Raw genomic sequence first — 18,885 nt, 5'->3', positions numbered from 1 at the left:
GAATCCCTTTAGGCCGTGGTGCCGATACGCTGCAGGCGGTAGCTGCCATCGAGCACGCCGTTGACCCATTCCTGGTTGTCCAGGTACCAGTCCACCGTGAAGGCAATGCCCTGCTCGAAGGTGTATTCCGGCTCCCAGCCCAGCTGGTCTTTCAGCTTGGAGGCATCGATCGCATAGCGGCGGTCATGGCCGGGGCGGTCGGCAACGTAGGTGATCTGGCTGCTGCGCGGCTGGCCGTCCTCGCGCGGACGACGGGCATCGAGCAGCGCGCAGATCGCGTGCACCACTTCGATGTTTTCCTTCTCGGAATTGCCGCCCACGTTGTAGGTCTCACCCACCTGGCCCTTGGCCAGTACGGTACGGATCGCCTCGCAGTGGTCGGACACGAACAGCCAGTCGCGTACCTGCTTGCCGTCGCCGTATACCGGCAGGGGTTCGCCGGCCAGCGCCTTGGCGATCACCAGCGGGATGAGCTTTTCCGGGAAGTGGTACGGGCCGTAGTTGTTGGAGCAGTTGGTGGTCAGCACCGGCAGCCCGTAGGTGTGGTGGAACGCACGCACGAGGTGATCCGAAGCCGCCTTGGACGCCGAGTACGGCGAATTGGGCGCATACGGCGTGGTTTCGCTGAACTTGCCGGTCTCGCCCAGCGTGCCGTAGACCTCATCGGTGGACACGTGCAGGAAGCGGAACGCCTGGCCCTTGTCGGCCGGCAGCGCCTTCCAGTAGTCGCGCACGGCTTCGAGCAGGCCCAACGTACCGACCACGTTGGTCTGGATGAAGGCACCGGGCCCGTCGATGGAGCGGTCCACGTGGCTTTCAGCGGCGAAATTCAGCACGGCGTCGGGCTGGTGTTCGGCCAGCAGGCGGGCCACCAGGGCCTGGTCGCCGATGTCGCCTTCAACGAAGACATGCGCGGGGTTGCCCTCCAGCGACGCCAGGGTCTTGAGATTGCCGGCATAGGTCAGCGCATCAAGGTTGATGACCCTGACACCTTTGGCGACCGCCTCGAGAACAAAGTTACCGCCGATGAAGCCGGCTCCGCCGGTGACAAGCCATGTGGGCACTACCCGTTCTCCTTTTTGGTTAGCTGGACAGGATACAACGCCGGACCTTTTACAGCGTCGCCCAAAGGTGAATGGGCCCGCGTCGTTTGTGCGGCGCAGCAATGGCCGACACCCACCATACGCATTCGCATGGTTGGCCGGAGGCAGTTAGAATCGCGGTCCCACCCCCCGAACCGGTTGCTGTTTGCGGAACCGGACGTTCCCCCTGATTTTGAGCCGGCCAGCGGTCGGCACTACAAGGATCCCGCACCAGATGAAAATCCTCGTCGCGTACAAGCGCGTGGTGGACTACAACGTCCGCATTCAGGTCAAGCCGGACGGTTCCGGCGTGGTCACCGACGGCGTCAAGCTGTCCCCCAATCCGTTCGATGAAATCGCGCTGGAAGAAGCCCTGCGCCTGCGCGACAAGGGCATCGCCACCGAAGTGATCGTGGCCACCATCGCCCCGTCCGACGCCCAGGCGCACCTGCGCAACGGCCTGGCCATGGGCGCCAACCGCGCCATCCACGTGGTCACCGACCAGGCCATCCAGCCGCTGACGGCCGCGCGCACCCTGCTCAAGCTGGTGGAGAAGGAACAGCCGGACCTGGTGATCCTGGGCAAGCAGGCCATCGATGACGATGCCAACCAGACCGGCCAGATGCTGGCCACACTGTGGGGCCGCCCGCAGGCGACGTTCGCCAGCAAGCTGGACATCGCCGACGGCAAGGCCACGGTGACCCGCGAGGTCGACGCCGGCCTGGAAACGCTGGAAGTGGACCTGCCGGCCGTGGTCACCACCGACCTGCGCCTGAACGAGCCGCGCTTCATCAAGCTTCCCGACATCATGAAGGCCAAGGCCAAGCCGCTGGAAACGCTGCAGCTGGCCGACCTCGGGGTTGACGCCGCCGATACCTTCAAGACCACCCGGTACGCCGCGCCGTCCAAGCGCAGCAAGGGCGTGATGGTCAAGGACGCGGCCGAACTGGTTGCCGCACTCAAGCAGAAGGGGTTGCTGTAATGACCAAGATCCTCGTTGTTGCCGAACACCATGACGGCAAGCTCAACGCCGCCACCGCCAAGACCGTGAGCGCGGCCGCCGCCATCAGCGGCGCCAGCATCGACGTGCTGGTAATGGCTGCCGACCCGGCCGCCGTTGCGGCCCAGGCCGCCGGCCTGGCCGGCGTGGCCAAGGTACTGACCGTGGCCAACCCGGCCAATGCGCAGGCGCTGGCCCAGGTACTGGCCCCGCAGATCGCGCAGCTGGCCAAGGGCTATACCCACGTGTTCGGTCCCTCGACCACCTTCGGCAAGGACCTGATGCCGTGCGTGGCCGCCCTGCTGGGCGTGAACCAGGTTTCGGACCTGATGACGGTTGAAGGCAGCCACAGCTTCAAGCGCCCGATCTACGCGGGCAACGCGATCATCACCGTGGACGTGCCGACCGACCAGATCGTGGTCGCCACCGTGCGCGCGGCCTCCTGGCCGGAAGTCGCCAGCGGCGGCAGCGCCCCGGTGGAAGCGGCCAGCGTGGACGCGGCCCTGCCGACCCACACCCGTTTCGTCGGCCTGGCAGCCGGTGCCACCGACCGTCCGGACCTGCAGAGCGCCAGGCGCGTGGTCTCCGGTGGCCGTGGCGTGGGCTCGGAAGAGAACTTCAAGGTGATCTTCCAGCTGGCCGACAAGCTCGGGGCAGCCGTGGGTGCCTCGCGCGCGGCCGTGGACGCCGGCTATGTGCCCAGCGACCTGCAGGTCGGCCAGACCGGCAAGATCATCTCGCCGGAGCTGTACGTGGCGGTCGGCATCAGCGGTGCCATCCAGCACCTGACCGGGATCAAGGACGCCGGCACCATCGTGGCGATCAACAAGGACCCGGATTCGCCGATCTTCGAAATCGCCGACATCGGCCTGGTGGGTGATCTGTTCACCCTGCTGCCGGAGCTGGAAGCGGCGCTGTAAGTGACCGAGGGCACCTCCCCCGCTGCGCCCGCCCCGCCCCGTCGGGGCCGGGCACTGGGATGGTTGGCCGGCATCGCCAGTGTGTACCTGCTGGCGCTGTGGTACCTGGACCGCGACAAGCATGTGCTGTCGCGGCTGGGCGATCTGGCAGGCCCGCTGGCGGTCTGCGCGCTGCTGGTGTTGTGCAGCTACCTGCTGCGCTATCAGCGCTGGCATGTCCTGCTGCGCGTGCAGGGGCACCCGGTCGCTTCGTGGCGGGCGGGGCTGGTCGCCTATCTCGCCGGTTTTGCCTTCACCGCCTCGCCGGGCAAGGCCGGTGAGCTGCTGCGTATCCGCTATTTCTCGCGGCTGGGTATTCCATCGCGCGCCACGCTGGCTACGTTCGTGTATGAGCGCGGGCTGGACCTGGCCGTGATCACCCTGCTCGGCACCGGCGCAGCAGGCCTGGTGCCCCTGTTCGGTGCGCTGACCGGGATTGTCATGGTCCTGCTGGTGGGATTGTGTCTGCTGGCCGCCTGGCCGCGCCTGCAGGCGCTGGCGCGGGCGGTGATCGCGCGGCTTCCCGGGCCACGCGTACGCCAGCTGTGCGGGTTCCTGCTGGATGGGGTGTGTGGCCTGCGCCCGCTGCTGCGACCGGGCCTGACGCTTGCCAGCACCGCCTACGGTGCGGCGGCATGGTTGCTGACGGCTGCCGCGTTCGCCTGGCTCTGCCATTGCCTGGGGATCGCCCTGTCCTGGCAGCACGCGCTCGCTATTTACCCACTGGCGATGCTGGTGGGCGCCCTGTCCTTCGTGCCGGGGGGCGTGGGCACCACCGAAGCGGCCATCGTGCTCATGCTGACCAGCACCGGCGCCGGGCTGGAGGTCGCCGTGGCGGCGGCCATCGGGATCCGGTTGGCCAGCCTGTGGCTGGCCGTGGTGGTGGGAATGCTGGCCATGGGGAGCCTGGAGGCACGCCCGGACCCCTGAAGAGACGCGCATTCCCGGGCTTAAACCAACCAGATGCGACGCTATACTGTGCGGTCAATTTTCATGGATGAGACGCCATCGCCATGTACAGCCCCGGTTCGTTCGACGCAGGAGTCACCCCGTTTTGAAATCCCAGAACCGCGCACTCTGTGTCGACCTGGACGGCACCCTGCTCCGCTCCGACATCCTGTATGAATCGCTGCTGGCATTGCTGGCGCGCAATCCGCTGTACGTGTTCCTGCTGCCGTTCTGGCTGCTGGGTGGCAAGGCGGCGGTCAAGCGCCAGCTGGCCTCGCGTGTCCAGCTGCCCGCCGACACGCTGCCCTACGACGAGCGCGTGCTGGACATCCTGCGCACCACGACGCAGCGGCCGCGCGTTCTCTGCACCGCCTCGGACCAGCTGCTGGTCCAGCCGATCGCCGACCACCTGGGCCTGTTCGAGGAGGTGATCGCCAGCGACGGCCACACCAACCTGTCCGGCCACAACAAGGGCAAGGCACTGGCCGAGCGCTTCGGCGAACGCGGTTTCGACTACATGGGCAACGGCCGGGTCGACCTCCAGGTGTGGGCGCATGCTGGCGGCGCCATCGTGGTCAACAACGGCGAGCGCCTTGCGCGCGATGCTGCCCGCCACACCGAGGTGCTGGCCCACCTGCCCGCCCGCAACGGTGGCCTGCTGACCTGGATCAAGGCGCTGCGCATCTACCAGTGGCTGAAGAACCTGCTGGTGCTGGTGCCGCTGCTTACCGCGCACCGCTTCCTCGAACCGGCTGCGGTGCTCGATGCCGGCATCGCCTTCCTGGCATTCGGACTGTGCGCATCGGGTGTGTACCTGCTCAACGATCTGCTCGACCTGACCCCCGACCGCATGCACGCCCGGAAGCGCAAGCGGCCGTTCGCCGCCGGTACGCTGCCGCTGCTGCATGGCCTGCTGGTGGCGCCGCTGCTGACCGTACTCGGTTTCGCCCTGGCGTGGCTGTGCAGTCCGGCGTTTGCCGGCGTGCTGCTGTGCTACTACGTGATGACGCTGGCGTATTCGCTCAAGCTCAAGCGCATCGTGATGATCGATGTGGTGCTGCTGGCGGCGCTGTACACCGTGCGCATCATCGGCGGCACCGTCGCAATCGGGTCGGAGCTGTCGTTCTGGCTGCTGGCGTTCTCCATGTTCGTGTTTCTCAGCCTGGCCATGCTCAAGCGCTACACCGAGCTGGCCGCCGCCCTGGCCAGCGGCAAGGAGATGGCGATCGGCCGCGGCTACGCGGTGGCGGACCTGCCGCTGGTGCAATCGCTGGGTGCCGCAGCCGGCTACATCGGCGTGCTGGTGTTCGCGCTGTACATCAACAGCCCCGAAAGCCTGGAGCTGTACAGCAACCCCAAGGTGCTGTGGCTACTCTGCCCGATGCTGTTGTACTGGATCAGCAGAATGTGGATCGTTTCCCACCGCGGCGACATGGATGACGACCCCATCGTTTTCGCTGCCATGGACCGGGTCAGCCAGGTGGTCATCGCCCTGTGCGTGGTCATCGTGCTCGCCGCGATATGAGTTCGGCACGCGGCCAGTCGTGGGGGCGCTATCCGCGCGCGCAGCAGACGCTGCTTGCGCTCAGCGACCGCGCCGCCGCCCTGCCGCCGGTGGCCGGCAGCATGTTGCCCCACGGCAATGGCCGCAGTTACGGCGACAGCTGCCTGAATCCGGGCGGCACGTTGTTGATGACGCGCGCATTGGACCGCTTCATCGCGTTCGATCCCGCCACCGGCGTGCTGCGCTGCGAGGCGGGCGTGACCCTTGCCGAGATCATCGAGCTGGCGCTGCCGGCCGGCTGGTTCCTGCCGGTCACCCCGGGTACGCGCTACGCGACCGTGGGCGGTGCGATCGGCAATGACGTGCATGGCAAGAACCATCACCGCGCCGGCAGCTTCGGCCACCACGTGCGCTGCCTGGAGCTGCTGCGCAGTGATGGTGCGCGGCAACAGCTGGATGCACACGACGCCAGCGGCCTGTTTGCGGCAACGATCGGCGGACTGGGCCTGACCGGCCTGGTCACCTGGGCCGAGCTGCAGCTGCGCCGCGTCCCCGGCCCGTGGATCGAGACCGAATCGATCCGCTTTGATGGGCTGGATGAATTCTTCGAGCTGTCGCGCCAATCGGCCCGCGACTTCGAATACACCGTCGCGTGGATCGACTGCCTGGCCAAGGGCAGGCAGCTGGGCCGCGGCCATTTCCTGCGCGGTGACCATGCCGCAGGCAACGCGCAGGCGGCCACGCCGCCAGGCGCGCCACGCCGCAGCATGCCGCTGGTGCCGCCGGTATCGCTGGTCAACCGGCTGACCCTGAAGCCGTTCAACACCCTCTACTACTGGCGGCAGCCCGCCCGGCGCAAGCGCCACGTCAGTCACTTCCAGAGCTACTTCTATCCGCTGGATGGCATCAACCACTGGAACCGCATGTACGGTCCGCGGGGGTTTCTGCAGCACCAGTGCGTATTGCCGCCCGAGGTCGCGCGCGATGCCACGGCGGCACTGCTGTCAGAGATATCGCGCAGCGGGCGCGGTTCGTTCCTGGCCGTGCTGAAGGAGTTCGGCAACCGTCCGTCGCCGGGCATGCTGTCCTTTCCACGCCCCGGCACCACGCTCGCGCTGGACTTCCCCAACGACGGCCCGGACGTGTTCCGGATGCTGGAGCGGCTGGACCGCATCGTCGCCGAGGCCGGTGGCGCGGTCTACCCGGCAAAGGATGCGCGCATGAGCGGAGCGCTGTTCCGCCAGGCCTATCCGCAGTGGCAGTCCTTTTCCCGATTCATCGATCCCCGTTTTTCATCCGGCTTCTGGAGCCGGGTCATGGAGTGAGCATGCAGAAGATCCTGATCATCGGTGCGACATCGGCGATCGCCGAAGCCGTCGCCCGCGTTTACGCCACACGCGCCGCGGCGGTGTTCCTGGTAGCACGCAATGCGGCCCGGCTGGACGTCATCGCCGACGATCTGCGCGTACGTGGCGCCCGGCAGGTGGATTCGGCCGTGCTGGACGTCAACGATCTCGGGGCCCACGCCGCCGTGCTGGATACCGCGTGGGCCGCGCTGGGTGGGATCGACACCGTGCTGATCGCGCATGGCACCCTGCCCGACCAGGCCGCCTGCGATGCCTCGGTCGACGTTGCGCTGCAGGAGTTCGCCACCAACGGCACTTCGACGATCGCGCTGGCGGCAGCACTCGCCCAGCGGCTGCAGAGCGGCTCGACCCTGGCCGTGATTTCCTCCGTCGCCGGTGACCGCGGCCGTGCCAGCAACTATCTGTACGGCAGTGCCAAGGCGGCGGTCAGCGCCTACCTGAGCGGGCTGGGACAGCGCCTGCGCGCCACCGGGATCAACGTACTGACGATCAAGCCCGGCTTCGTCGATACGCCGATGACCGCCGCGTTCAAGAAGGGCGCGCTGTGGGCCACCCCGGACAAGGTGGCCACCGGCATCGCCCGTGCGATCGACAAGCGCCGCCCGGTGGCTTACCTGCCGGGCTTCTGGTGGGCGATCATGTTCGTCATCAAGTCCATCCCTGAATTCGTATTCCGCAGGATCAAGCTCTGACATGACCGACAAACACGCCAAGATCGTCATTACCGGTGCGGCCGGGCTTGTCGGCCAGAACCTGATCGTCGAGCTCAAGCAGCAGGGTTACAGCCAGCTGGTGGCCATCGACAAGCACGCCCACAACCTGGCCATACTCCGCGAACTGCACCCGGACGTGCGCGCGGTCGACGCCGACCTCGCCCTGCCTGGCCCGTGGGCGGCCGAGTTCGAAGGCGCTGCCTGCGTCGTGCAGCTGCACGCGCAGATCACCGGCAAGACCAATGACCTGTTCGTGCGCAACAACATCACCGCCACCGGGCACGTTCTCGCCGCCACCCGGGCCGCCAACGTGCCCTACATGGTGCATATCAGCTCGTCGGTGGTGAACTCGGTGGCGGTGGACGACTACACCACCACCAAGCGCGACCAGGAAGCGATGGTGGTGTCCAGCGGACAGCGCCACTGCGTACTGCGGCCCACGCTCATGTTCGGCTGGTTCGACCCCAAGCACCTGGGCTGGCTGTCGCGCTTCATGGCGCGCACGCCGGTGTTCCCGATTCCCGGCGATGGCAGGTTCATGCGCCAGCCGCTGTATGAGCGCGACTTCTGCCGCTGCATCGCCAGATGCATCGAGACCGAGCCGGACGGCAAGGTGTTCGACATCGTCGGCGACACCCGCGTGGACTACGTGGACATCATCCGGACCATCAAGCGGGTCAAGAACCTGCACACGCTGATCGTCCACATCCCGATCGGCTTCTTCGCCTTCCTGCTGCGCACGTTCGCCCTGTTCAGCGCCAAGCCGCCGTTCACCGCCGACCAGCTCAAGGCGCTCAGCGCCGGCGACGATTTCAAGGGCGTGGATACCGAGGCGGTGTTTGGCGTACGCCAGACCCCGTTCGAAGAAGCCATCCGCGAGAGCTACACCGACCCGCGCTACAGCCATATCGTGCTGCGTCGTTGATGATGAACCATCCAGCAAAGGATAGTACGTTGAACCCAACCGCCTCCCCCCGCTTCACCCACCGCCTCAACGGGCTGCTCACCGTGGTGCTTGGGCTGCTGGCCATAGCGTATGTGTGGCTGGCCGTGGTCGGAGCCAGGCAGAGCTACACGCCGGTGCCGCTCACCGACATGTGGGATGGCACGGTTGATTTCTATCGACGCGTGAGCGCGGGGGATGCCGGCATATGGCTGGCCGGGCACAACGAACACCGCATCGTACTCGCACGCGTGCTGTTCTGGCTGGACATGCGCCTGTTTGGCGGAAGTGCGGTCTTCCTCATTGTTGCCAACTATCTGCTGGTGGCCACCAGTGCGCTGGTCATGTGGCGGTTCCTGCGTGCCACGATGCCACGCCACGAAGATGCGATGCTGCGCGCCGGCACCTTCCTGTTCCTGTTGGCCTGGTTGTTCAGCTGGTGCCAGGAAGGAAACCTGACATGGGGCTTCCAGAGCCAGTTCATCCTTGCCCAGCTGCTGCCGCTGGCCGCACTGCTGGCGCTGTACCACGCCAGCGTGTCGACCTCCTCCAGCCGACGCTGGTTCCTGTTGTCGGTGCTGCTGGGCGTTGCCTCGCTCGGCACCATGGCCAATGGCGTGCTCACCCTGCCGATCCTTGCCGCGTACGCGGCGATCACCCGGCAGGGGTGGCGCCGCTTCCTGGTGCTGGTGGGTCTGGCCCTGATCATGGGTGCCGCCTACCAGCGTGGCCTCGCCACCGGCGATGGTCCCTCGAAACTTGAGCTGCTGCGCCAGCAGCCCTACCAGTACGTGCGCTTCCTGCTGCTTTACCTGGGCAGCCCCTTCTACTACATCGCCCGCAACGTGACCCCGCACGCGCGGGAGGTTGCCGCAGCGATGGGCGCCCTGCTGGTCATCGGCTCCGCCCTGGCGGCGCTGGTCCACCTGCGCCGTCCGCAGGGTCGCCATGCGCAGTGGGCGCTGGTGATGTTCCTGGTCTTCATCGGTGGAACCGCAGCAGGCACGACGCTGGGACGCGCCGCCAGTGGTGAGATCCATGCCCTGGCCAGCCGCTACACCACCCCAGCGGTGATGGCCTGGGCCGCGCTGGCAATCTGGGTGGTGTCCTTTGTCGCCCTGCGCGGCCGCCGCTGGCATGCCGCCGTGCTTGTGCTGATGGCCGGCGCGCTGGGCGTGGGGATGATCGAACAGAAGCACGCCCTGGACGATCAGGCCGACAAGCACTACGAGCAGTCGCTCGCGGCCGTTGCGATGGGACTTGGCATTGCAGACGATGCGCAGGTACAGATCATTTTCCCCTTCACCGAGAACGCGCTTCGCCTGGCCCGCGACGCCGCCGCGGCAAACCTTTCAATCTTTACTGCCGCGCCGTGGCAGGCAACACCCACGGTGATCGGCAGCAGCGCACCCGCGCTGCCGGGCGTGGTGTGCCGGGGCAACATCGATGAATCCCGCGAAGCACCGTCCCAGCAGGACTACGTCAGGATCCGTGGCTGGCTGGACGGGCCTGCGCCGGACACCGAGGGCGGCGCGCTGCGCGTGGTTCGCGACGGCAAGGTGGTCGGCTACGGGTTGATCGGTCATTCGCGACCGGACGTCGCCGAAGTCACCGGCGCGGCAGCGGCCGCGCGCGCGGGCTTCGTTGCGTATGTCCCCCGCGACCAACTGGGCCACCCGCTGGTACTGCTGGGCGCCGGTTGCCAGCTGCCGGCGGTCGCTCCGGTCATGGCGTATCGGGAGACGGTGGAAGTGCCGGCGCCCGGCACGAAGATCATCACCGAAGCTGCCGTGACGCCGGGCCATCCGTGGTTGGGCAAGGATTTCCATGTCTCGTCCTACCCGGGCATGAAGATCATGGCCAGCCTGGTGCGAGGCGATTCGGACAAGGGCACGCTGCGCTTCACCGCACACCCCGGTGATGCGTTCTACTACCGTTCCGGGCCGACCGTCGGCCGCCAGGTGATCCAGCTTGACGATGGCCGGCTGGGCAGTGCCAAGCTGCCGCTGGCGGAACAGGAGTGGGTCCGCCTGTCGCTGGATGCGCCTTCGCTGCCGGAAACCTTCACCGTCACGCTGGTCGATGACGGTGACGGCTGGGGCGAATGGTCGGCCATTGCGGTGGTTGCAGCGGCACCGGCCAACTGAATGACGGTCGAGGCGACCGCCTTACATATTCACGGTGCCGCACCTGGCGACACCCTTACGAGGTACTGATCATGGGCAAGAAAGTTGCCGTCCTCGGCGCCGGTCCAATGGGCCTGGCTGTCGCTTACCAGCTGGCCCGGGATGGGCATCATCCGGTGATCTTCGAAGCTGACGACCGGGTGGGCGGCATGACCGCCTCGTTCGATTTCGGCGGCATGCAGATCGAGCGCTATTACCATTTCCATTGCATTTCCGATGCTGACTTCCTGGCCGTGCTCGACGAGCTTGGCCTGGCGTCGCGCATGCGCTGGACCGAAACACGCATGGGCTACTGGTTCGGCAAGCAGTTGCAGGCCTGGGGAAACCCGGTGGCGCTGCTGCGCTTCAAGGGCCTGGGCTGGATCGCCAAGTTCCGCTACGGGCTCCACGCCTTCCTGTGCACCCGGCGCCAGGACTGGAAGCCGCTGGACCATGTCGAAGCCTCCGGCTGGATCCGGCGCTGGGTGGGTGCGGAAGCCTACGAGACCCTCTGGCGCAAACTGTTCGACTACAAGTTCTACCACTACGCAGACAACCTGTCGGCAGCGTGGATATGGAGCCGTATCCGCCGGATCGGGCGTTCCCGTTACAGCCTGATGCGCGAGAAGCTGGGCTATCTGGACGGCGGTTCGTCGACCCTGCTCGATGCCCTGCATGCGGATATCGTCAAGCACGGCGGCGAGGTGCGACTTTCCTCGCCCGTGCAGCGCATCGTCATCGAGGACGCGCGGGTGCAAGGGGTCCAGGTAAATGGCGAGGTACTGCCCTTCGACACCGTCGTCTCGACCGTGCCCCTGCCCTTCGTACCCCGGATCGCGCCCGATCTTCCTGCTCCGATCATCGCGCAGTTCGAGAAGCTGAAGAACATTGCAGTGGTCTGCGTGATCGCCAAGCTCCGCCGGCCCGTGTCGGCCAACTTCTGGGTGAACACCAACGACCCGGACATGGATATCCCGGGCATCGTGGAATACACCAACCTGCGCCCGATGGATGCCCACATCGTATACGTCCCGTTCTACATGCCGGGCGAGCATCCCAAGTACGCCGAACACAACGACGCGTTTGTCGACAAGGTGAAGCGCTACCTGCGCATGATCAACCCGGCGCTGGTGGAAGAGGACTTCATCGACGTCCGGGTCAGCCGTTACCGTCACGCCCAACCTATCTGCGATCCGGGCTACCTGGATGACCTGCCGCCGCGCAAACTGCCGGTTGCCGGTCTGTGGGTGGCAGATACGTCGCATTACTATCCGGAGGACCGGGGCATTTCCGAGAGCATCGGGTTCGGCCGGATGATGGCCCGGGAAGCAGTGGAGTAAGCGGCATGGTTTCCCGCCAGTTCATGATGTTCCTCCTGGTCGGTGGCGTGGCTGCGCTGGCCAACTTCCTGTCGCGCATCCTGTACAGCCACTGGCTGGATTTCACCCCGGCCATCGTCCTTGCCTACATTACCGGGATGGTGACAGCCTTCGTGCTGTCCAGGATGTTCGTGTTCAAGGAAAGCACCCGCCCCCTCCACCATTCGGCGTTCTACTTCGTACTGGTCAACCTGTTCGCCGTGGCCCAGACCTGGATCGTTTCCATGGTGCTGGCATTCCACGTGCTGCCGTGGCTGTCCATCGACGTCCTTCGGATGGAAATCGCCCATGCGGTCGGTGTCGTCGTTCCGGTGTTCTCAAGCTATGTCGGGCACAAGTACCTCTCCTTCCGCTGATCGCAGCCGCGCCGCCCGGCGGCGCGTGCTGCTGTGGGGAACGTACGATACCGGCAAGCCGCGCGTGCGCATCCTGGTTGACGGGATGCGCGGCAATGGGATCGAGGTCGATGAGATCCATGCCGATGTCTGGAGCCAGGTCAGCGACAAATCACAGCTGCGGGGCATGGCCGCACGCGTGGGCATCCTCTGCCGCATGCTGCGCGCGTATCCGGGGCTGATCTGGCGGCTGTTCCGCGCGGCAAGGCCGGACGTGGTGATGGTTTCCTATCCCGGCCCCCTCGACCTGCTGGTCGCGGGCGTGGCGGCGGCACGCTGGAAAGTGCCGCTGCATTTCGACGTCTTTGTGTCGCTGTACGACACCATCGTGCAGGACCGCCGGCTGCTTTCCCCCGGTTCGGCCGCCGCTCGCGTACTTCACCGCTTTGAAGGTTTCTGCCTGCGTCGTGCCGACCTGGCCTTCATGGATACCGAAACGCATGCCCGTCGAATCGAGTCGCTGTTCGCGCTTGCCGCTGGCAGCGTGGGCAGTGTGTGGGTCGGCGCCGAACTGGATCGGTTTCCGGCGCTGCCCCCGCGGCGCCGCCTGCCCGGCCAGCCACTGAGGATGCTCTTCTATGGCCAGTTCATTCCACTTCACGGGCTGCCCACGATCATCGAAGCCGCGCGCCTGCTGCGCGATGCGCCGGTAGAGTGGATCATCGTGGGACACGGCCAGGAAACGGCACGCATCGACGCCATGCTCGAGGCCGATCCCTTGCCGCAGGTGCAACGCGTGCACTGGGTCGCCTATGAGCAGCTCATCGAGCAGATGACCGACGCAGACGTTTGCCTTGGGATATTCGGCACATCGGACAAAGCCGCAAGCGTCATACCCAACAAGCTCTTCCAGATCGTGGCCGCTGGCAAACCCTTCATCACCCGGGATTCGGCGGCGATCCGCGAGCTGTTCCCACACGCCCTGGCCAATGCGGTGCTGGTGCCGGCCGGCGATGCCGCTGCACTGGCCGATGCCGTGCTCGGCATGCAGCATCTGCACAGCGGGGCGAGCGCCCACGCGGATCTGCGTGACCGGATCGGGGCAGGAGCAGTGGGCGCGCAGTATCGTGCCCTCATTGACGGGTTGGACGTCTCCACCGGATGAAAAAGAACCTGCTGCGACTGCTGAATGTGGTGATCGGCACGGCTGCGGTGGCCGGCTTCTCGGCCTACGCCTGGCATGCCGCTGACGGCATCGACTGGACGCGGCTGGGAACGCCCTCTGCACTGCTGGGCATCCTGGCGGCGGGCGTGGCCTCGGCGCTGATCATTCCACTCAGCGCCTTTGCCTGGATGCGCATGCTGCGCTCCTGCGGCGTCCACCGTCCATGGGGCCAACTTGCCACCATCATGGGGCTGACCCAGCTGGGCAAATACCTGCCCGGCAACGTGGCACAGCACATCGGACGCCTGTCGATGTCGCTCAAGGCCGGTATTCCCGCCGTACCGTTTACCACGACCGTCGTATCGGAGAGCCTGCTTGCGATCCTTGCCGCCGTGTTCTTCGGTGCGCTTGCCTGCGCGCTGGGTGGCGCACAGGTGGTCGCGACCGGCGTGCTGGCAGACACCGCGCCTGAACACCTGCTGCCCCTGCTGCTGCTGGCCAGCATCGCACTCATCGGCATCGTGGCTGCCAGCCCACGACTGATCAATCGCATCGCGGTGCGGCGCCTGGGCAGCGTCGGCGCGCCCGTTCCGGCGGCGCGCGCATTGATGCTTGCCTTCACCTGCTATGTCGGAAATTACCTCGTCCTGGCGGCGGGGATCTGGCTGCTGTCCCACCTTCTGCTGGAGAACCCGCCCTCGGCGTGGTTGCTCACCGGTGCATTCGCGCTGTCGTGGATCCTCGGCTTCCTGCTTCCCGGTGCTCCCGCCGGGTTGGGCGTGCGTGAGGCAGCAATGCTGGGTATCCTACAGGCCGCCGGCGGCGGGCCCGAGCTGTTGCCACTGGTCGTTGCCCTGCGCATGGCGACCATGCTGGGGGACCTGCTCTGCTTCGCCGTCGCGCTGCTGGCCGTACGGACCCTGCGTACACCCCCCGATGAGAACCCCTGACGAGTAGGGAGCAGCGCTGTGCAACTGGAACCAACCGGCGAACGGATGATGGTCGATGACTACCAGGCGACCGCCGAGGACCGACTGATCTACCATCTTCATGTCGAAACCTATCGGTTTGCCGAGGCATACACGCGCGGAAGGCGGGTGTTGGATTTCGGCTGTGGCAGCGGCTACGGCTCGGCCATGATCGCCCGGTCGGCACTGCATGTCACCGGCGTGGATGTTGCCGCGGATGCGGTGGCGTATGCCGCCGAACGACATGGATCGGACAACCTGGACTTCCGGCACGTCACCGCCGACGGCGGACTGCCGTTTGCCGATGCCTCATTCGACACCGTGCTCTCGTTCCAGGTCTTCGAGCACGTCGAACATGAGCAGCGCTACCTGCAGGAGATTGCCCGCGTTCTCGTCCCGGGCGGAACTCTGTTGCTGGTGACGCCGGATCGTTCCACGCGGCTGCTTCCCCTGCAGCAGCCCTGGAACCGCTGGCACCTGCGCGAATACAGCGAGCGCTCGCTGCGACAGCAGCTGGTCCAGCAGTTCGACGACGTGCGCATTCTCGGGATGGGCGGCGATGCCGCTACCATCGGCATTGAACTGCGCCGCTGCCGGCGGATGATGTGGCTCAGCCTGCCATTCACCCTGCCTTTCTACCCACGCGCCCTGCGCGTTGGCCTGCTCAACCTGGTGCACCGCTTCAAGGCACGACCGGCGGCTGGAACGCCGACCGATCCTGCCGTCTTCGCGCCGGGTCCGGTCCGCATCGCGGCAGGGTTGTCGCCCTCGCTCAACCTGGTGGCGGTCGTCCGCAAACGCCAGGCCTGATCACGATGCACCCTGCACCTCCCTCCGACATGGCACTCACCCGATGAAACTTCACACTGCAGCCCCTGGGGCACTCCGGAAGAAGGTGCTCGTCATCCAGATTCCCTGCCTCAACGAAGCAGCCACCCTGAAGATTGCCATCGATGCACTTCCGCGTCAGGTGCCGGGCTTTGACGAGGTCAAGATCCTCATCATCGATGACGGGTCCACCGATGGCACCTCCGAGCTGGCGCTGCGTCTGGGCGTGGACCATATCGTGCGCCACCCCGTGAACCGTGGCCTGGCCACCGCCTTCATGTCCGGACTTGAGGCGGCGTTGTGCCTGGGCGCCGATGTGATCGTCAACACCGATGCGGACAACCAGTACTGCGCCGACGACATTCCGCTGCTGACCCAGCCCATCCTCGAGCACCGCGCCGACATGGTGATCGGCGCGCGTCCCATCGATGAGACCGAGCACTTCTCGTTGATCAAGAAGAAGCTGCAGCGAATCGGCAGCTGGGCGGTACGCATGGCCAGCCAGACCGATGTGCATGACGCACCCAGCGGGTTCCGCGCGATCTCGCGCGAGGCAGCGATCCGTATCAACGTCTTCGGCGGCTACACCTACACGCTGGAAACGATCATCCAGGCAGGCCTCAGCGGCCTTGTGGTGGCGTCGGTTCCGATCCGGACCAATGCAGACCTGCGCCCCTCCCGACTGGTCAAGAGCATCGCGTCGTACGTGGTGCGTTCACTGGTCACCATCGCCCGGGTACTGATGATTTACCGCCCGTTGCTGGTGTTTTCCCTGCTCGGTGCGGTTCCGCTTCTGCTGGGACTGGTCGGCGGCCTGCGCTTTGCCTGGTTCTACGCAATCGGGGAAGGCGGCGGCCATGTCCAGTCCGTAGTGTTCAGCGCGTTCTGCCTGACACTGGCCGCCATCATGTTCACCATCGGGTTGATCTCCGACCTGATAGCGACCAACCGCAAGCTGTCCGAGCGGATCCTGCGCCACGTCCGCCAGGTCGAACACCGGCTGGAACAGCTGGAGTAGCACGCCGGCGATCAGGCGCCCCGTGCACTACTCGTGTCGGCATGCCGTCGCCGCCGAAGACCCAGCATCACGGCGACCAGCAGCAGGACCGATCCCAGCATGATCCAGCCGCCAACGATCAACGCACGCGGCTGGTAGCGCGCCGTGATGACAGCGCCGGGTTGAACGGCAATCGCCGGCAACGTGCCGAAGTACTGCTGCGGTTGAGCCCGGTTGCCGTCCACGGAAAATTCCCACGATTCGGATGCCGCCATCGGCAGTACGACGTATCCGGATCGGATGCCGGTGTAGTGCAGGGTCCATCCGTCCGAGAAGTTGCCCTGCACCCGTACCGCTTCGGCAGCGTGCGCCGAAGGCGCTTGATTGAGCGAATCCAGGAAATAGGCTCCGGATGGGGCATCCCTGTTTTCCAGCAGCACCAGGCCTGGCGCCTGCGCTGCCACCGCCCAGCCTGCAAGCCCGGGGCCCTCGGGCAGTATCCGCAGGATGAGGCACCCTGGCGCACGCGCAGGCTCGACCTGCAACGCGCAGTTGGCGGCCCCGCCGGGCCGGTACCAGGCCGTGATGTTTTCGTTTGCGGCCGCACCCTCATGGCGGAGGGTCAGCACAACGCGCTGCTGCGCAGGCGTTACCGCCGGGGCGAAATGAAAGCGCGCCAACTCCCCGTCCACGATCGAACCAGCCGGCAGGGTGGCTTCTGCAAGGACCGAGCCCGGTTTCTCCGGATCGAGCAAGCTCAAGGTCACGCTGCCATGCAGGCCACTGCCGCCGTAGGTGGCCAGGCGCAGCTCGACATCGGACAGGGTGAAGTGGGCAGGCAGGTCCACGGACTGGCTCCACGCAGCGGTTCCCAGCGCGGGAAGGGCCTCCATGGGCGCAGGCCCGGCCGGATACTCCGGCACCCACGCCTGGGCCAGCAGCCGCTCGTCGCCCAGCACGTACTTCACGGCCATGGCGCGTATGGCCGGGCTGTCCAGCTGGATGGCATCGGCGCCGATGATGGACGCCGTAGGCGTGGTGAACGGGTCGCGCACCGCCTGTGCCAGCAACCGTTTCACGGCGGCGGTCTTGAAGCCATGCCCATACCATTCCGGAACGCCATAGGCCCCGAGCGTGCCGCTGACGAGGTAATTCCCGTCCGCAATGACGTAGGTGAACGGCAGGAGGCCAGCCTGCACCTGGGCAATCTGCCGGGTGGGCGGGAACATCAACGCGGCCGGCACGGGTCCGTTGAAGCGGCGGAACATCGTGCCGAGGTCCACCACCTGCACCACCAGCAGCGGGACGGTCAGCAGCAGCGCCATCCAGGGGCGCTGGATCCGGCGCAGCAGCAAGGCCAGTGCGCTTGCGGCCAGCGCGGCCAACGCGATATCCAGCAGCAGGATGCCGCGCGCCCAGCCATTGCCACCCAGCCCCGGAACCCAGCCGAGCCATGCGGGCGGAATGAGCTGGAACACCAGCACCGATGAGATCACCAGCAGCAGGCTGGCCAGTACCAGCACCGGCTCGAGCCGACGGGGCCTGATCCAGCGGAGCAGTGCGGCCGCCGCCAGCAGCAGGCCGAGGCCGCCCACGTACATGTGCGATTCGACCTGCGGGCTCTGGCGGGCGATGTGCGGCAGCAGCCGCACCGCGTCGGTCAGCAGCCGCAGCGGGCTGCCCCCCGTCCGCGCGGCAGTGTCGATGTGGGCCAGCCACGTGGCCAGGGCAATCAGGGGAATGGCCGCAAGGCCAGCACCCAGCGCAAGCGCGCCGAACATGCCAGCCAGGCGACGGTTGCCCGGCTGGGGCGCCATCCGCCACAACACCAGTGCGTACAGCACTGCCGCGCCGAGGCCGAGCTGCGCCACGAATGGAAATCCGCCGAGCAGCAACAAGGTGGTGAGCAGGGTCATCGCCGCAAAGCGCCATGCGCCCGGGCGTTTCCACCAGCCTTCCACCGACCACAGCAACCAGCACACCCACACCGAGGTACTCATGTGTGGCCAGTAGAGCCAAGCGGCATGGAAACCGCACAGCATCACCGTGACGCCGCCAAACAGGGCGGGCAGCGTACCCAGCGACCGCCGCAGCCAGAACCATGCGCCGAGGCCAGCCATGACCAGATTGAACAGGGTGGCGAAGTAGAAGCCGCTGGACGCACTGGGCGCGGCAGCGAAAATCGCGAACGCCGGAGTCAGTTGCGAACTTGCCAGGTTGTGGATGCCGGGCTCACCACCGCCGGGCAATGGGTTCCACAGGGGAACCCGCCCCTGCCGAAGTTCGCCACGGGCAAACATCCAACGCGGCACCATGGCATCGAGAACGTCGGTCCGCTCGCCGTTGCGAACCTCGACCGGACCGTATTCCTGCGACCACCCCTTGGAGGCAACCAGCAGATCGTAGGGTCCCACGGTCTGCTGCGCGAAGGGGTTGGCGCCCAGCACGGCCATCCCGACCGCAACGAAAAAGGCGATGGCGGCCGCCACGCCCCAGCAGCGCCGCTGCCTGTCGGTCATGCTCCAGCGTCCC

General features: G+C 66.4%; 16 protein-coding genes. 14 read left to right on the top strand and 2 right to left on the bottom strand.

Annotation, left to right across the window (positions count from 1 at the left end):
• Window positions 1–8: 8 nt before the first annotated feature.
• Entirely contained in the window at window positions 9–1,064 is a 1,056-nt protein-coding gene (rfbB, locus tag V9K91_RS16595) for a dTDP-glucose 4,6-dehydratase (RefSeq protein WP_336443539.1), read from the bottom strand.
• A 253-nt stretch (window positions 1,065–1,317) separates the two neighbouring features.
• Here rfbB and V9K91_RS16590 point away from each other — a divergent pair, with 253 nt between their 5' ends.
• The 14 genes from V9K91_RS16590 to V9K91_RS16525 all read left to right on the top strand — a co-directional run bounded on the left by V9K91_RS16590 (window position 1,318) and on the right by V9K91_RS16525 (window position 16,374).
• On the top strand, window positions 1,318–2,064 hold the full coding sequence (locus tag V9K91_RS16590; protein WP_249833730.1) for an electron transfer flavoprotein subunit beta/FixA family protein: 747 nt from the start codon (window positions 1,318–1,320) through the stop codon (window positions 2,062–2,064).
• Entirely contained in the window at window positions 2,064–3,002 is a 939-nt protein-coding gene (locus V9K91_RS16585) for an electron transfer flavoprotein subunit alpha/FixB family protein (RefSeq protein ID WP_249833729.1), read from the top strand. The genes V9K91_RS16590 and V9K91_RS16585 overlap by 1 nt, the downstream gene beginning before the upstream one ends.
• A complete protein-coding gene (locus V9K91_RS16580) occupies window positions 3,003–3,971 on the top strand; it encodes a lysylphosphatidylglycerol synthase transmembrane domain-containing protein (RefSeq protein WP_068849067.1) in 969 nt (322 codons plus the stop codon).
• 124 nt (window positions 3,972–4,095) lie between these two features.
• Window positions 4,096–5,514: a UbiA family prenyltransferase gene (locus V9K91_RS16575; RefSeq protein ID WP_249833728.1), complete on the top strand. Its 1,419-nt coding sequence runs from the start codon at window positions 4,096–4,098 to the stop codon at window positions 5,512–5,514.
• Window positions 5,511–6,818, top strand: a complete 1,308-nt coding sequence (locus V9K91_RS16570; protein WP_068849063.1) for an FAD-binding oxidoreductase — start codon at window positions 5,511–5,513, stop codon at window positions 6,816–6,818. The genes V9K91_RS16575 and V9K91_RS16570 overlap by 4 nt, the downstream gene beginning before the upstream one ends.
• A 2-nt stretch (window positions 6,819–6,820) precedes the next feature.
• Entirely contained in the window at window positions 6,821–7,552 is a 732-nt protein-coding gene (locus V9K91_RS16565) for an SDR family oxidoreductase (RefSeq protein WP_095364253.1), read from the top strand.
• A gap of 1 nt (window position 7,553) precedes the next feature.
• On the top strand, window positions 7,554–8,498 hold the full coding sequence (locus V9K91_RS16560; protein WP_068849060.1) for an NAD-dependent epimerase/dehydratase family protein: 945 nt from the start codon (window positions 7,554–7,556) through the stop codon (window positions 8,496–8,498).
• A gap of 29 nt (window positions 8,499–8,527) precedes the next feature.
• A complete protein-coding gene (locus tag V9K91_RS16555; protein ID WP_336443538.1) occupies window positions 8,528–10,663 on the top strand; it encodes a hypothetical protein in 2,136 nt (711 codons plus the stop codon).
• A gap of 71 nt (window positions 10,664–10,734) precedes the next feature.
• Window positions 10,735–12,021 (top strand): NAD(P)/FAD-dependent oxidoreductase, encoded by a 1,287-nt coding sequence (locus tag V9K91_RS16550; RefSeq protein ID WP_068849056.1) that lies wholly within the window; start codon window positions 10,735–10,737, stop codon window positions 12,019–12,021.
• A gap of 5 nt (window positions 12,022–12,026) precedes the next feature.
• Entirely contained in the window at window positions 12,027–12,416 is a 390-nt protein-coding gene (locus V9K91_RS16545) for a GtrA family protein (protein ID WP_068849054.1), read from the top strand.
• Between the two features lie 25 nt (window positions 12,417–12,441).
• Window positions 12,442–13,560: a glycosyltransferase gene (locus V9K91_RS16540; RefSeq protein ID WP_249833726.1), complete on the top strand. Its 1,119-nt coding sequence runs from the start codon at window positions 12,442–12,444 to the stop codon at window positions 13,558–13,560.
• Window positions 13,557–14,510 carry a lysylphosphatidylglycerol synthase domain-containing protein gene (locus V9K91_RS16535; RefSeq protein ID WP_249833725.1) on the top strand — a complete coding sequence of 318 codons (954 nt, stop codon included), beginning with the start codon at window positions 13,557–13,559 and terminating at the stop codon, window positions 14,508–14,510. The genes V9K91_RS16540 and V9K91_RS16535 overlap by 4 nt, the downstream gene beginning before the upstream one ends.
• An 18-nt stretch (window positions 14,511–14,528) precedes the next feature.
• On the top strand, window positions 14,529–15,338 hold the full coding sequence (locus V9K91_RS16530; RefSeq protein WP_336443537.1) for a class I SAM-dependent methyltransferase: 810 nt from the start codon (window positions 14,529–14,531) through the stop codon (window positions 15,336–15,338).
• 85 nt (window positions 15,339–15,423) lie between these two features.
• Window positions 15,424–16,374 carry a glycosyltransferase family 2 protein gene (locus V9K91_RS16525; RefSeq protein ID WP_249833723.1) on the top strand — a complete coding sequence of 317 codons (951 nt, stop codon included), beginning with the start codon at window positions 15,424–15,426 and terminating at the stop codon, window positions 16,372–16,374.
• Between the two features lie 11 nt (window positions 16,375–16,385).
• On the opposite strand, the gene V9K91_RS16520 is transcribed toward V9K91_RS16525, so the two are convergent.
• Entirely contained in the window at window positions 16,386–18,872 is a 2,487-nt protein-coding gene (locus V9K91_RS16520; RefSeq protein WP_249833722.1) for a hypothetical protein, read from the bottom strand.
• Between the last annotated feature and the right edge of the window lie 13 nt (window positions 18,873–18,885).

The sequence above is a fragment of the Stenotrophomonas sp. CCNWLW57 genome (assembly GCF_037203925.1).
Classification (GTDB): Bacteria; Pseudomonadota; Gammaproteobacteria; order Xanthomonadales; family Xanthomonadaceae; genus Stenotrophomonas; species Stenotrophomonas rhizophila_A.
Note: the sequence above shows the minus strand (reverse complement) of the source record. Positions and strands in the feature narration are given on the sequence as shown.